Source organism: Stieleria bergensis (genome assembly GCA_007745635.1).
Classification (GTDB): Bacteria; Planctomycetota; Planctomycetia; order Pirellulales; family Pirellulaceae; genus Stieleria; species Stieleria bergensis.
The window spans coordinates 4,444,949-4,460,048 of record CP036272.1 but is presented as its reverse complement, the minus strand read 5'-3'; the positions used below and the strand labels follow the sequence as shown (position 1 = coordinate 4,460,048).

The window sequence follows — 15,100 nt, the reverse complement described above, 5'->3', positions numbered from 1 at the left end:
GAATAGAAAACCATGCACCTTTGTTACCAACCTAGCCGAATGTCGCCAGCGATTCAGTCGCTGTTGACGATCGCCATGATGTGCGCGATCAGTGTCGTGGGCGGTTCTCTCGCCGAGGGGCAGAACCAGACGCGGCTTGGCGAGCGAGTGATTGACGGTTCGTTGCCACCGGAGCGTCAGGGTGTCGATGTCAAACAGAACTTAGGGGATGAAATTCCCGGCAACCTCGAGATGATTGATTCGGACGGGCAATTGTTTTTGTCCGGCCAGCTGTTTGATGGCAAGACTCCCACCATCATCACATTGAACTACAGCGACTGTCCCGTGCTTTGCAGCACACAGTTGAATCGTCTGGTGTTGGCGCTGAATGATTTGGAACTCAAGATCGGTCAAGACTTCAAGATGCTGACACTCAGCATTGATCCGAAAGAAACGATCGAGCGCAGTGCGAGCACCAAGGAGCGTTACGTGGATGCTGTCCGTAACCAGCCTGGTGCAGCGTCCGGTTGGACTTTCGCAACGGCCGAGCAGCCCGTGATCACCAAAATGGCCGATGCGTTGGGTTTTCAGTACAAGTACGATCCGGTCATTAAACAATACAACCATCCGGCTATGCTGGCATTCGTCTCACCTGACGGTGTTATCACGCGGTATTCCTTGTCGTTGGATTTTCCAGCAGACCAGTTGAAGCTCGCGTTGGTCGAAGCGGGTGAGGGCACCGTTGGGAATGTTGTCGACCAATTTATCCTGTGGTGCTACAGCTACGATTCAACTTCCAATTCATACACCCCGGTCGCTTGGCGAATCATGCGGATTGGTGGATTGGGGTTCCTGTGCTTGATGTTGATGGTGTTGACGCCGTACTGGTTAGGAACCCGTGGCAGATCCAAGACGGCGACGTCGGAATCTGGCCCGCAAAAACAGAACTCGCTGCTAGCTTCCGGAGACCGCTGAGCTGCAGCTGGCCAGAGCTTCTGGTCGACATGACCCATTGGATTTGCGGGATGCGTTTCGCGAATCAACTACCGAACATGAATGCGGCTTAGCCGCGCCAATTAACTGCTTTAAAAAACGACATGACAACCATGTTTTCCGTTCCGAACTTGCTTGCTGATGAAGCCAGCGGATTGTTTTTCCCAGAGTCCGCTTCGACGTTCTCGCAACAGTCTGACACCGTGTTCTACGCGATCACGATTGTTTGTGTGTTGTTTTTCATTCCGATCACCATCGCGTTGTTCGGTTTTGCGTCGAAGTACAAAAAGGCGAAAGGTGAACAGGCTGAAAGCCAAGTGGATCACAACACCAAGTTGGAGTTGATCTGGTCTGTTGGTCCTTCGTTCCTGCTGATCGCGATGTTCTACTTCGGTGCTCGTGGATTCATGGAGCAGCGAACCATTCCAGAAGGTGCTTACGAGATCGGTGTGAAAGCCACTCGTTGGAACTGGTCGTTCAACTACGGCGGGACCACACAGAACTCTGAATTGCATGTTGTCAAAGACGAGCCAACCAAGTTGGTGATGACAGCTGACACCGTGATTCACAGTCTGTTCATTCCCGCTTTCCGCGTGAAGAAAGACGTCGTGCCAGGTCGTTTTAACTACATGTGGTTCCGAGCAACGAAGGCCAGTGAGAAGCTGAGCGATGAAGAGCTTGCCGCTCGGAAACAGGTCTACAAAGACGCCAGTGAGAGCTGGAGTTACGAGAAGGAAGGTTACACCGAGGATGGCTATGCCTTTTATGATCTTTATTGCACCGAGTATTGCGGGAAAGATCACTCAATGATGCAGACCGTCGTCGTCGTCCACGAGACTCGCGAAGAGTTGGAAGCATGGGTCGAGGAAAAAGGAAAGCGTCAGCCCGGTGTTGATCCCGTGACCTACGGCCGAAAGCTGTACGAGTCACGTGGTTGTAAGAGCTGCCACTCACTTGAACCAGGAGTCAAATTGGCTGGTCCATCGTACGCCGGTTCCTTTGGAACGTCGCGTGAATTGACCGATGGATCCTCAGTGACAATGGATTACGGCTACATCAAAGAATCGATTGAGGATCCCAAGGCGAAAATCGTCAAGGGATACGCCGGGGTGAACATGCCGAGCTACAAGGGCATGCTCTCGACGGATGACATTTACTGCTTGGCTCAGTTCATCAAGTCACTTAACCCCAATGCTGCTAAGCAAGAAGCCGAAGAGGCTGATTCAGGTGCTGCCGTGGCGGAGACGGGGACGGAAGCTGATGTAACTTCAGCTAGCGAATAAGCGAAACAACTAGCGAGGCAGGCGATCGATTGTAGGCGTCTGTCCAACAGAAATAGATTAAGACTGTATTTCGACTTCAGATAAAGGTGATCCCTTTGTCAGCCACGAAGTTACACTTGAGGTAAACGATGTCTGCAGGAAAAATTTCTTCCGGCTCTGAGATTGACGATCCAGGTTATCCAACGCCAGAAGAGAACTACCTGACCAATTCGAAAGGTTTGTTGTCTTGGATTTTCACCCTGGACCACAAACGCATCGGCGTGATGTATTTGGTCGGCGTTTCGGTCGCCTTCTTGGTGGCTGGTTTGCTGGCGATCGGCATTCGCTTGCACCTAATGTCCCCGGATGGCTGGTTCCTGGAGACCGGTGCGGTCAAAGCGATCACAGGTGACAAGCCGACTAACGACGTGTACAATCAGGTGTTCACGTTGCACGGGGCGATCATGGTCTTCCTGTTCATCATCCCGAGTGTGCCCGCGGCTCTTGGTAATTTCTTGGTGCCGATCATGCTGGGGGCGAAGGATGTCGCTTTTCCACGCTTGAACCTAAGTAGTTTCTACCTGTGGATGTTTGGTGCGTTCTTTTTTATCTCAGCCCTGCTGGCTAGCGGGTTGGATACGGGTTGGACGTTCTACACTCCGTACAGTACGACCAGTAATACGTCGGTGATTCTGGCCACCTCTGGAGCCTTTATTTTGGGCTTCAGTTCGATCTTCACGGGTTTGAACTTCATCGTTACGATCAACACGATGCGGCCGCCAGGGATGACTTGGTTCCGAATGCCATTGTTCCTTTGGGCAACCTATGCGACCAGCATCATCCAGGTGTTGGCGACTCCCGTTTTGGGCATCACTCTGTTGCTGTTGATTGCCGAACGGACGATGCACATCGGGATTTTTGATCCCCAATACAACGGTGACCCGGTCACCTTCCAGCACTTCTTTTGGTTCTACAGTCACCCCGCTGTGTACATCATGATTCTGCCAGCATTTGGCGTGATCAGTGAGTTGATTAGCGTGCACAGCCACAAGCGAATTTTCGGCTATCGCTTTGTCGCATATTCTTCGATCGCGATCGCGCTGCTGGGTTTCCTGGTTTGGGGGCACCATATGTTCACCTCAGGGATGAGCCCGGTGACCACGATTATCTTTAGTGCATTGACCTTTAGTGTTTCGGTGCCATCGGCGATTAAGGTTTTCAACTGGTTGGCGACCATGTACAAAGGGTCGATCAGTCTGACGACTCCGATGGTTTACGCCATCGTGTTTATCTTCTTGTTCACCATCGGTGGCTTGACAGGTTTGCACTTGGGTACTTTGGCAACCGACCAGCACCTGCACGACAGTTACTTCGTCGTCGCTCACTTTCACTTTGTCATGGTCGGTGGAACCTTGGTGGCATTCCTAGGGGGTGTGTTCCACTGGTGGCCGAAGATGTTCGGAAAGATGTACAGCGAGAAAGGTGGCATCGCTTCGGCAGCTTTGGTGTTCATTGGCTTCTTGGTGACCTTTTTGCCTCAGTTCATTCTCGGCAGCCGCGGGATGCCCCGTCGTTATGCAACGTACGATCCAGAATTCCAGACATTGCACGTGGCCAGTAGCATTGGATCCTTGATCCTGGGATTGGGCTTGTTCGTTGCCTTGTTCGTGCTTTTGAAATCATTGTTCAGCAAGGAACGGGCACCGGCCAACATGTGGGGCGGTGCGACTCTTGAGTGGGCTTGTACCTCTCCGCCGCCGTTCTACAACTTCCAGCGAGCTCCTGCTGTTGACGATCCATATGACTTCACCGACATTGTTTGGGACAGCGTTTCAGAACGTTATGTTCGAGTGGAACCAGAACGAAAACTCGCTCCCGAAGAGCAGCCAGCACACGCTGGCGAGTAAGGCAAATTAGAAGTCGTGAGCCAGTTGGTTAGTTGGCTCATGACACTTTCAAGACAGAAACATCGGTGGATCAGGGCTCGGAATGACCCGCTCTGGTCTGCCTCCAACTTTACCTTCGCAAAATCGATTCCATCCATGGCAACCTCAGAAGCAGGCCATTCCGCTGACCAACACGCCGGTGATGCACATGGTCATGACCATGATCATCCGGACTACTTGGCGCACCACTTTGACACTCCCGAACAGCAGTTCGATAGTGGTAAGTTGGGGATGTGGCTGTTCCTTGTCACCGAAGTGTTGTTCTTTAGCGGCATGTTCTGCGCCTATGCGATCTTTCGTGCTTGGCGTCCAGAGGTGTTTGAGGGCTGTAGCCAGTTCTTGAACACAAAGCTCGGGGCGATCAACACTGGCGTGCTGCTGTTTAGCTCGTTCACCATGGCTTGGGCCGTTCGAGCGAGCCAGTTGGAAGAGCACAAAAAGACCGCCGCTTTGATCGCTACCACGCTCTGTTGTGCGATGGTGTTCCTGGGCGTGAAGGCGGTTGAGTATTCACACAAGTGGGCAATGGGTTTGCTGCCAGCAGGATTGTTTTCCTATGACGAAAACAATCCCCATCCACCTGGACCCAATTGGTTGCTCTACATCTGCATGCCGTTCATCGTGATCACCATTGGTGTATTTCTTTGGATGGTGTTCTCATGGGCGACAAAGGCAAAGTTTCAATTCCAGTGTGCGAAGCCTCTGTTCTTCGTTTGCTTGAGCTTCTTTGGCGGTGTTTATTTGGGGACCGTGCTCGAACCTAAAGTTGAAGATCATGCTGTGCATGCTTCCGCTGATGGCCACGCTGACGCTGCAGAGCACGCAGAAGGTGACCCCCACGCAGAAGGCGACTCCCACGCAGAGGGCGAGGCTGAAGCTGCAGGTGCCGACGAAGGCGAGCACACGGAAGAGGCTCACGAGGCCGCACCGGCAGAGGAAGAGACTGAGGAGCCCGTGATCGAGTTGGGTTCCGTTGTTCCCAAGTCTGGTACCATGGTCGATACCAGTCGTGACTTGGAGATTCAGCGTAAGTTAGCCAGCGTTGAAGCAAACTCCGCGGTTCGCGACGAGTTGAACGCTCTTGAGCGTCAAGACATGAACGCATCGGGAGCAATTACCTACCATCAAACCGATGACACATCCAACACCATTGCGGGAAGCGAAGAAGACGTGATGCGACGCAGTCGTGCAGGTGTTTTCTTTAGCATTTACTATTGCATGACCGGCGTTCACGCGATTCACATTTTGGCTGGGATCGGCGTGTTGGTTTGGCTGCTGGTTCGTTCGCTACGAAAAGACTTTAACCGCAACTACTATGGCCCTGTTGACTACGTCGGTCTGTACTGGCACTTGGTCGACTTGATTTGGATCTATTTGTTCCCGCTGATGTACTTGATCCGCTAGGTTTGGGCGACTGCCTGACCCGTGCCCATTCGACCGACTTTCCACCACGCATTTGAAACGATAGAGCCATGTCCGCACACGAAGGATCTAAAGAAGGCTACGACTTCGCACACCCGTTACCACTGTCGTTGCTGTTCGGAGTGTTTTTAGCTTTGACCGCATTGACCGTGGTCACGGTCGCTCAAGCAAGTTTTGACTTGGGCAGTTTTGACATAGTTGTGGTGATGTTCATTGCCACCATCAAGGCTTGCTTGGTGATGGGGATCTTCATGCACTTGGCGTGGGACAAGCCCTTCAACATTTTGATGTTCGTAGGTTCGTTTGTGTTCGTCGCCCTGTTTATCGTGACGACCCTCTACGACAGTCGAGCAACCTCACAGGATAGTATTCCCGTGACCAACGACATTGTGGCTGGCCCGAATCCAAAAGTGGAATCGTAGTAGGCCGTCATACAACTGAATCACTGAAATGCACCTTCGATGGAGGGTGCATTTTTTTGTGCTTGCTCCACAGATGCTTGCGTGACACCTCTGCAACTTCTGAACGATCGGCATGAGGTTTGGTTGTAGCGAGAGGATTTTCGGTGACGATAAAGGGCGCTACGCGAAAGCTATAGTTGGACTGCGGTGAGGTGGCGTTGCGTCTTTCATCACCGCTTGTGTCCTACAGTCGCTTTCTTCCCGAAATTCCGTTCTGCCCGCCGGTTTGACGTGAAACGCAAAATCGATTCAACCGGTCACTCTGGCTTGCCACCTGAGCATGGCGAGAATCCTGCGCGACAGACGGCGTCTGGTTCTGAATTGGATCGCAACGCGAAGCGGGTTGTTCATCAGCCCCCGATCCCAACCATCGCGGAAATGGACGACGAACGGGTTGCCGGTGGTGCTCTTGGCGGGGAGTCTGGGAATCGGCGGATCATCGGTTGGATGGCCAGCGTGATCGTTCACCTGTTGGTGGTTATCCTATTGGCTTGGCTGAGCATCTCGTTTAGCGGGACGGAGCGGGGTTTTAGTATCCAGGCCGAACTCGGCCAGAACGATGGCAATGAAGTCGACTTGTCGGTCAATCTTCTCCAGCCTGAGCAGCAGAAGGATCAACGGAACGATGTCAGCGAGCTAACGCCGGTGAAGATTCCGGATGTGACCGCCAGGTCAGTGATTGCCAGTCTGGATTCGCCAGTCAAGCAGACGGTGGATCGCGAGTTAGAAGCCTTAAAGGCTATGCTTGCCTCTGGCAGCGTTAGCAGTAACGCGATGGTCCCAATGCGCAGTGCATCTGGAGGCGGTTACTCAGCGCGAACACCGGAAGGCCGAATTGCCCAAGGCGATCATTTTGGTGCGACGCCTGAAAGTGAGGCGGCCGTTGAAGCAGCCCTGCAGTGGCTGGCGGCTCACCAGCGCTCCGATGGTTCGTGGTCATTTGATTTGCGTCAAGATCCCTGTTCCGGTCGATGTCGTCATGGGCGGCCCATTGGCGCGGAGACCCCGACGCCTTCGACCGCGGCGACCGGGCTGGCGCTGTTGTGCTTTCTTGGTGCGGGCTACAACGATCTGAAGGGGCCCTACCAGCAGAATGTTCAGAAGGGGATTTACTACCTGCGGCAGATTGGCCGTGAGTCCGACTTTGGAATCGATCTACAGCGCGGCAGCATGTACGGCCACGGCATCGCCATGTTAGCGCTGACAGAGGCCATGGTGATGAGTAGGCAGGACGGCCAAGTGGATCCCGCAATGATGCAGTTTGTCAATCGCGGCGTTCAGTTCACCAGTGCAGCGCAACACGAAGGCGGTTCTTGGGGCTACATTCCTGGTGTGAAGGGGGACACGACAATCACCGGCTGGCAAGTCATGTCCATGGTGGGTGCCAAAAAGTTGGGATTCTCGTTGCCGACAACGTTGTTTCGGCGCGTGGTCGATTTCTTGATGACTGTTCGTGAGCAACCGGGGTATCACTTCGGTTATCGTACTCCGGAAGCTCAAAAGACCACCACGGCGGTCGCGCTAACCATCTTGACCTTTCTGGGGCACGGACCTGGCCAGACTTTATTTGACCGGGCCGTTTATGAGATTGCTGAAGCCGGGCCGACGCAGAAGAACATCTATCATGACTACTATGCCACGCTATTGATTTTCCATACACGCAATGAGCTGTGGCCACAGTGGAATCAGCAGATGCGTGATTACTTGGTGAAGACGCAAGCAAAACGGGGCCATGAAGCCGGGAGCTGGCACTTTCCCGGTGATCGTTATGGCGATGTCGGTGGTCGTCTGTACACCACCTGCATGGCGACGTTGACATTAGAAGTCTACTATCGCTATCTGCCGCTGTATGATGAGCTGCCAGAGTTTCCGCTTTAGGACACCAAGCGGGGCGGCTGATTGAGTTCTTGCCGCATTTCGTTCCCGTCGTCAGAGCACACGAGCAAGGCAAGGCAGCCGCGCAGAGTTAGCCGCGCGGCTGGTTTAGAACCTTTTCCGGTGGAAGCCCATTGGTGGTTGGTCGTTACGGATGCGCCACCAGGGCACGCTTGTGGTTGGGAAGTTTGGGCAGCGAGCCGTCGGTCAGTTTGATCTTGTTTTCACGGATGTAGCTGTGACATTGCACGCAGTGCACGGTCAAACCAACATAAGCCAGCGCGGCGCGGTTGACGTCTTTTGCCTTGGCGGCTTGTTCAAGGGACGAGCAATCGCGGCGAAACTGTTCGCTATAGATGCGATATTGTTCGGTCTGCACGACGTTCCAACCGGTTTCCGTGCTCAACAAGCGAAGCTGCCGTGCGCTACTGGCAATTTTGTCGTAATTCTCAAGTGTCAGGCCTTCCAGAATCGATTTTGCTCGGTCCAACTTCTGTCTCATTAGCGGCGGCACGTGCTTGGGGTTCAGTTCCGTTCCGCTGTCGGGTTGTTGGCCGACGGCGTTGGAGTCCTGGTGGTTGAACAACAAGTGGGTCGGTTGCAGCAATGCAATCAACAGTGTCATGCCGATCACTGCAATGAAGCCAGTTTTTAACATCTATTTTCTCGTGATGGTAGGTAACGGGGACGGGTGTTCCGCTGAATGCGTTTCGTAAGTGAGGTCCGGGGTGGGCAAGGGACGTGCAGGGTGGGCAAGGGACATGCAGACGGTTGAAATCAACTGCTTAATTGAGGGTGTGATCTGAGTTCAATGTTTCTGCGATCGTCCGCAACATGCGTTGCTGTGATTTGAGTTGCGTTTTGTTGATCGAAAGGTTGGTGGTCGACTGAGCCAATTGTTCGCATTGCTCCAGGATCACTCGGTGGATGCTTGGTGTCATTTCGCGATTGATTCCCGGTGTCATTGCGGAGGGCTCGCGGTCAGGTTGGTTCGTGGCACAGCGCACCCAATTTTGCCATAGCGTTCTGGGAGGGCGGCTGACTGTCCAGTGCTGAATCAGTTGAAACGCCAGAGGGTTTCCAGCAACCGCTTGCATTAGCAGAGAGCCAATCATCGCCTGACGCTTCTCGTTGCTGCCCAGCACGCTGTACCAAGCGGGGTTCGCCCAAGCGACGAACACCAAGGGCGTGTACAAGTAAGCCCCCAAGGTCAATGAGGGCAATGGACTACGTCGCGAATCGCTGTCCGGCGGCGTTTGCAAGCCCATTGAGATCAGGATTTCCCGTTCGAGCACCTGATCGGTGTGCGATCGCTGGATTGATTGGACGAGCCAGGGTTCGGCTGAGATGAAAAAGGCGGCCTGCAAGCTGCTTTCCTCACACGCCGTGAGCGGCTGCGGCGTCAAGCGTAGCGGAGTGGTTTCTAACGGCATTGCGGTCACCCGGAAGGCATGCGAGACAGGTGTTTTCCGGCCATGCGGTGAGGCTCAGCCAGTTGTCAGTCCCTGAAGAGCAATCGGGGTGCCATATCAATGCTCAAACGGGGGCGATTCGAAGAAGAGGGCTGTTCGTTTTGGTTTCGGAGCAATGTGTTGAAGGCGATGGCTACCTGAACGGGCGGGTTAGCGCGTGCATTGGCATGGCAAATCACGCTCTTTTGCTGGCGTGCTTGTTGCAGCATTGATTTTCAGCGGGCGTCGCTTGAGCTTTTGACAGCCAGGTGCTCAAAAAGGGAAACCCATCATGCACTGGTCTTCGTTTTGGTCGCGGGGGCTGATGGATGCTTTGCTGCGCGCCAGTTGGCACATCTGGCTGTGCGAAAACGGCATGTGACAATGCGCAAGTTTGGCAATTTCACCTGCGGCAAAGCGTCACGGAAATGAATACTTTGCCTCGTTTCGACGCGATCGACGGTAGCTGTGCTGGTACGCGATACTAATTTGGTACTAAATTTGTAGAGATATGTGGATCGGGATCCGTGACCCGTTCTCACGTTTGATACTCGTTCAAATAGAAATAGCCGCTGATGGATATGCAGCTTGCTGACAAATCACAATCGTCAAGCCAACCCTATTCTCCTGCACCGAGTCCCGAGGTCGAATCGTTTAGCTACGATGATTCGATTGTTCGCATGTTTGTCACCGCGACGGTGGTCTGGGGTTTGGTGGGAACGCTGGCTGGGTTAATTGTTGCGGTCTTATTGGTGATGCCTGAGTTGACCGATGGTCGGCCTTGGTTGTCCTTTGCTCGGCTCAGACCGTTGCATACCAACGCTGCGATTTTCGCTTTCGCGGGTAACGCGATTTTCGCGGCGATTTATTACAGCACCCAGCGGTTGTGCAAAGCTCGAATGTGGAGTGATTTGCTAAGCCGGTTGCATTTCTGGGGCTGGCAACTGGTGATTGTTTTGGCTGCGGCGAGCTTGCCGTTTGGGATCACGCAAGGCAAGGAGTATGCCGAGCTGGAGTGGCCGATCGATATTTTGATCGCGGTTGTTTGGCTGTTTATCTTTGGTGGCAACTTCTTGATGACGTTGTTGAATCGTCGGGAGCGACACATGTATGTCGCACTGTGGTTCTACATCGCGACGATCATCACGGTCGCCCTTTTGCATGTCTTTAATAACTTGGTCGTACCTGTTGGCTGGTTTAAGAGTTACAGCGTTTACGCGGGTGTCCAGGACGCCTTCATGCAGTGGTGGTATGGTCACAACGCGGTGGCGTTCTTTTTGACCACGCCGTTCTTGGGGCTGATGTACTACTATCTGCCCAAAGCCGCTGAGCGCCCGGTCTTCAGTTATCGGCTGAGCATCATTCACTTTTGGTCGTTGGTCTTCATTTACATTTGGGCTGGCCCGCACCACTTGCACTACACCTCATTGCCGGAATGGGCCAGCACGCTGGGCATGCTGTTCAGTTTGATGCTTTGGATGCCCAGTTGGGGTGGGATGATCAACGGTTTGTTGACACTGCGAGGTGCGTGGCACAAAGTGGCCTCCGATCCAGTGCTTAAATTCTTTGTTGTCGGCATCACGTTTTACGGCATGGCAACGTTCGAGGGGCCAATGCTTTCGATCAAGTCCGTCAATGCACTGAGTCACTACACCGACTGGACCATTGCTCACGTTCACTCGGGCGCCTTAGGCTGGAACGGCTTCATGGCATTTGGCATGCTGTACTGGCTGCTGCCACGGATTTATCAAACCAAAATGTGGAGTGACAGGCTGGTCAATCTGCACTTCTGGATTGGAACGGCGGGCATTCTGCTGTACATCATTCCGATTTACATGGCTGGCTTGATGCAAGGCATGATGTGGCGAGGGCTGGACGAAACCGGCAACCTGTCCAATCCCATCTTCGTTGAAACCATTCAGGAAATTCAATGGCTGTGGTGGGGACGCGTCATCGGCGGAACGCTGTATGTCGCTGGTGTGGTGATGTTGTGTGCCAATACGCTGATGACTTGGATGGCTCGTCCCAGCAAGTATGAGGTGCCGGTACACACCGCTCCGAGGTTGACCAATGATTATCAGCCGTCGGCTGAGGAGTCCACTGACACCTCGCAAGGCAAGTTGGCTGATGTGCCGATGTTGGACCTTGGGAAGAAAATTGACATTTGGGCCCGGATGGGGTGGCACCGCAGGTGGGAACGCTTGCCGGTCAAATTCACCGTCCTGGTGACGGTCGCCGTCGTGGTTGCCACGCTGTTCGAACTGGTTCCCACTTTCTTGATCCGATCCAACGTGCCGACCATTGCCACGGTCAAGCCTTACACGCCGCTAGAGCTGTATGGGCGACACATTTATGTCTCGGAAGGTTGCTTTAACTGTCACTCGCAGATGGTTCGTCCGATGGTCGCCGAAGTGTTGCGGTATGGTGAATACAGCAAAGCTGGCGAGTTCATTTACGATCGTCCGTTCCAATGGGGCAGTCGGCGTATCGGGCCTGACTTGGCTCGCGAAGGTGGGCGTCAGAGCAGTAAGTGGCACTGGGATCACTTCGAAGATCCGGCCGGCCAGGTCGAGGGATCGGTGATGCCAAACTACAAGCATTTGCTTCACGACGAGATTCCTTATGAAGAAATCGTCAAGCACGTCCAAGCCGCTCACGTGTTGGGTGCAGAATACAGCGAAGAGGCGCTCACCAACACGGGAGACGTCGCGTACCGTCAGGCCGAGCAGATCGTTGCCGACATCGTGTCCCAAGGTGGGCCACCGGATCAAATGGACAAAAAAGTGATTGCGTTGATTGCGTATGTCCAGCGATTGGGAGTCGACGCGTTTAAAACACCAGAGCCTGAAACCGATCCTGCGACTGAAGAACCTGCAGCAGAAGGTGCTGAAACCATGGAGGGAGCTGAGTAATGTTAAAAGAAGTTGTTTCTTTCCTGAACTACTCGGCCTGTGCTGAGCTGGCTCTCTTGTTTTTTGTTTGCACTTTTTTGTTCATCATGTTTGGCGCTATGCGGTTAAGTAAAGGCGCTTCCGAACGCTTTGCGTCTATTCCTCTTAGCGACGATGTGGAGGACCCACGATCATGAGTGAAACCCCAAAAACTGACCACGCCTACGACGGCATCGAAGAATATGACAACCCCTTACCGGGTTGGTGGAAATGGTTGTTCGTGGCCACCATTGTGATCTGCCCGTTTTACTGGATGTACTATCAGACGGGGCAGCGCACCGTCGCGTCCCAGTTCGAGGGTGCGATGGCAGAGAACAGCCGATTGAAGTTCCAAGAGATTGGCGATCTGCAACCGGATGAAGTCACTCTGGCGACCTACTTGCAAAAGGAAAACTGGGTCAAGTTCGGTAAAAGTGTTTTTGCCACTCACTGCACCAGCTGTCACGGTGCAAAGGGCGAAGGCAAAGTCGGCCCCAACCTGACCGACGAAGCCTTCAAGCACATTCGCACACTGCCGGACATCGCGAAAGTCATCGAGAAGGGTGCCAACAACGGTGCCATGCCCGCTTGGGGACATCGCCTGCAGATGAACGAGATTGTCTTGGTCTCGGTTTATGTGGCTTCTCTGCGCGGCACCAACATCGAAGGTGGCAAGCCCGCCGAAGGTCAAGAGATTCCAGCTTGGCCGGAACCGCCAAGTGACGCAGTGACCGAGGATGCGACCGAGGACTCTGGCGAAGCTGAACCTGCGGAGGGCGCTTAGCTGCAATCAAACCGTCGCAATTCTTGCGGCTGTGCAGTGAGGTGAGTGAGATGGCCGGAAAGACTGTTCTCGACAACGATGCTCTGTTAGAAGCTCCTGTGCATGTGCTTAGCACCATGGAGCAAGATGGCAGTCGACGTTGGCTGTCACCTAAATTGTCAACCGGCGCTTGGTGGAAACGCCGGCGAGTGGTGGCCTATTTGTTGATGGTCATCTTTGTCTTGTTGCCACACATCAAGATCGGCGGAAAGCCTGCGGTTCTATTAGACATCGGAGCCAAAAAGTTCACTGTCCTGGGGCAGACGTTTTTGCCCACCGATACGCTCTTGCTGGGGCTGTTGATCCTGTGTGTGATCTTTTCGATCATGTTGATCACTACGCTGGCAGGTCGTGTTTGGTGTGGATGGGCCTGTCCCCAAACCGTGTACATGGAGTTTCTGTTCCGGCCGATTGATCGGCTGTTTCAAGGGACAGCAGGGAAGGGCGGTAAGCCCAAGCGTGCCGTCAGCGGATTGTTGTTCTTTGGTCGCTTCGCGGTGTACTTGCTGTTGTGTGGCTTCCTTGCTCACACGTTCTTGGCGTACTTTGTTGGCGTGGAACAACTGGCCGTGTGGATGCGTCGCTCGCCGGTTGAGCATCCCGTTTCCTTCATGGTGATGTCGGCGACCGTCGGATTAATGCTGTTCGACTTCATGTTCTTTCGCGAACAACTGTGCACGATTGCCTGTCCTTATGGACGTTTTCAATCGGTCATGTTGGACCAGCAGTCGCTGATTGTCGCCTACGATCCTGAACGCGGAGAACCGCGTCAGAAAGGGAAACGGCACGAAGGCGATGTGGCAGGCGATTGCGTGGATTGCAATCAGTGTGTGGTGGTTTGTCCGACCGGAATTGATATTCGCCAGGGATTGCAGATGGAGTGCATCAACTGCACTCAGTGCATCGATGCCTGTGACGATGTGATGACTAAAGTTGGCAAGCCCACCGGGCTGATTCGCTATGGCTCACAAGAGTCCATCGCTGGCAAGGCTCGAAACCTGTTGCGGTTCCGAACGGTGATTTATCCACTGGTGCTGTTGGTATTGTTCACTGGGTTGGTGTTCGCCATTTCAAGTCGCAGTGGATTTGATGCCAGGATTTTGCCGGCCAAAGCCGGTGCACCGTTCACCAAGTTTGATGATGGTACCGTTTCCAACGAATTTAAATTGCGGTTGGTCAACCGTACCGATGAACAGCAAACGTACACCGTCAATCCAGCGGAGAAAACGCCCGTGGAGATTGAGGTGATCGATCCGAGCATGATGACTTTGGAACCTGGCGATTCTGTTTTGGTGCCCATTCATGTTACCTTTCCCATGGGGTTCACTCGCAATGGCGGACGGCAACGCACTTACATGACGGTTGAAGATCAACAGGATCAGCAACGGCGACTTGAGTACACATTGCGGGGGCCAGGGTGATGTCTCAGAGTTCGGTAGCGTCGGATTTACGAAAGACGGATGCGGACGCGAAGGTGGAACGCAAAGCCAAACGATTCTACATTGGTTTGGTCTTGTTCTTGTTCGCCATCCAAGCGTCCATCATGACGGCTGTGATCACGATGTCGATTGGCGATCCTGGTGGTGCGGTGATGCCAAACTATTACCAGGCTGGACTGCAATGGGATCAGACCAAGCAGTCGCGGACAGCGTCGGATCGATTAGGCTGGTCGGTGGACTTGGAGGCATCGGATGTGGTCGATGGAAGTGGCAAGCGAGCCTTGCTGGTCTCCGTCGTTGATGCCCAGCAGAAAGGGATCGATTCGTTGGCTGTTGCGGGGAAACTGTATCATTTGGCTGCTGCTGACGACATCATTGAGTCCCCGTTCGTGGCCTCCGGTGAGGGTCGCTATTTGGCCTTGTTGCCTGTGGCTCGTCCGGGAAGTTGGAAATTGGAACTCAATGTCGATGGCGCTGGCCAACCGATGACTGAGTCCATTGACTTTACCGTGGACTGAT

General features: G+C 53.6%; 13 protein-coding genes. 11 read left to right on the top strand and 2 right to left on the bottom strand.

The window, feature by feature from the left end; genetic code table 11:
- Positions 1–12: 12 nt before the first annotated feature.
- The 6 genes from SV7mr_RS15820 (at position 13) to SV7mr_RS15795 (ending at position 7,941) form a co-directional block, all read left to right on the top strand.
- Complete coding sequence (locus SV7mr_RS15820; RefSeq protein ID WP_145274175.1) at positions 13–954, top strand: SCO family protein; 942 nt, start codon at positions 13–15, stop codon at positions 952–954.
- A gap of 122 nt (positions 955–1,076) precedes the next feature.
- Entirely contained in the window at positions 1,077–2,255 is a 1,179-nt protein-coding gene (locus tag SV7mr_RS15815; RefSeq protein WP_145274172.1) for a cytochrome c oxidase subunit II, read from the top strand.
- Positions 2,256–2,383: 128 nt separating this feature from the next.
- Complete coding sequence (locus SV7mr_RS15810) at positions 2,384–4,141, top strand: cytochrome c oxidase subunit I (protein ID WP_145274169.1); 1,758 nt, start codon at positions 2,384–2,386, stop codon at positions 4,139–4,141.
- A gap of 135 nt (positions 4,142–4,276) precedes the next feature.
- Positions 4,277–5,584: a cytochrome c oxidase subunit 3 gene (locus SV7mr_RS15805; RefSeq protein WP_145274166.1), complete on the top strand. Its 1,308-nt coding sequence runs from the start codon at positions 4,277–4,279 to the stop codon at positions 5,582–5,584.
- A 68-nt stretch (positions 5,585–5,652) separates the two neighbouring features.
- Entirely contained in the window at positions 5,653–6,024 is a 372-nt protein-coding gene (locus tag SV7mr_RS15800; protein ID WP_145274163.1) for a cytochrome C oxidase subunit IV family protein, read from the top strand.
- Between the two features lie 270 nt (positions 6,025–6,294).
- Entirely contained in the window at positions 6,295–7,941 is a 1,647-nt protein-coding gene (locus SV7mr_RS15795; protein ID WP_145274160.1) for a prenyltransferase/squalene oxidase repeat-containing protein, read from the top strand.
- Positions 7,942–8,086: 145 nt separating this feature from the next.
- Here the strand turns inward: SV7mr_RS15795 and SV7mr_RS15790 are convergent, their stop codons facing one another.
- Positions 8,087–8,596, bottom strand: coding sequence for a hypothetical protein (locus SV7mr_RS15790; protein WP_145274157.1), 510 nt, complete (start codon positions 8,594–8,596; stop codon positions 8,087–8,089).
- 127 nt (positions 8,597–8,723) lie between these two features.
- Entirely contained in the window at positions 8,724–9,371 is a 648-nt protein-coding gene (locus SV7mr_RS15785; protein ID WP_145274154.1) for a hypothetical protein, read from the bottom strand.
- Between the two features lie 593 nt (positions 9,372–9,964).
- On the opposite strand from SV7mr_RS15785, the gene ccoN reads away from it, so the two are divergent.
- The 5 genes from ccoN to SV7mr_RS15765 are packed head-to-tail and all read left to right on the top strand — an operon-like array spanning position 9,965 to position 15,099.
- Entirely contained in the window at positions 9,965–12,301 is a 2,337-nt protein-coding gene (gene ccoN, locus SV7mr_RS15780) for a cytochrome-c oxidase, cbb3-type subunit I (protein WP_145274152.1), read from the top strand.
- Positions 12,301–12,477, top strand: a complete 177-nt coding sequence (locus SV7mr_RS25485; protein ID WP_419187460.1) for a hypothetical protein — start codon at positions 12,301–12,303, stop codon at positions 12,475–12,477. Before ccoN ends, SV7mr_RS25485 begins: the two co-directional genes overlap by 1 nt.
- Positions 12,474–13,103 carry a cbb3-type cytochrome c oxidase N-terminal domain-containing protein gene (locus tag SV7mr_RS15775; protein ID WP_145274150.1) on the top strand — a complete coding sequence of 210 codons (630 nt, stop codon included), beginning with the start codon at positions 12,474–12,476 and terminating at the stop codon, positions 13,101–13,103. The genes SV7mr_RS25485 and SV7mr_RS15775 overlap by 4 nt, the downstream gene beginning before the upstream one ends.
- Before the next feature lie 50 nt (positions 13,104–13,153).
- The gene (gene ccoG / locus SV7mr_RS15770) at positions 13,154–14,563 is read left to right on the top strand and encodes a cytochrome c oxidase accessory protein CcoG (protein ID WP_145274148.1); all 1,410 of its coding nucleotides are present in this window, start codon (positions 13,154–13,156) and stop codon (positions 14,561–14,563) included.
- Positions 14,563–15,099, top strand: coding sequence for a FixH family protein (locus SV7mr_RS15765; protein ID WP_145274145.1), 537 nt, complete (start codon positions 14,563–14,565; stop codon positions 15,097–15,099). The genes ccoG and SV7mr_RS15765 overlap by 1 nt, the downstream gene beginning before the upstream one ends.
- Position 15,100 lies beyond the last annotated feature (1 nt).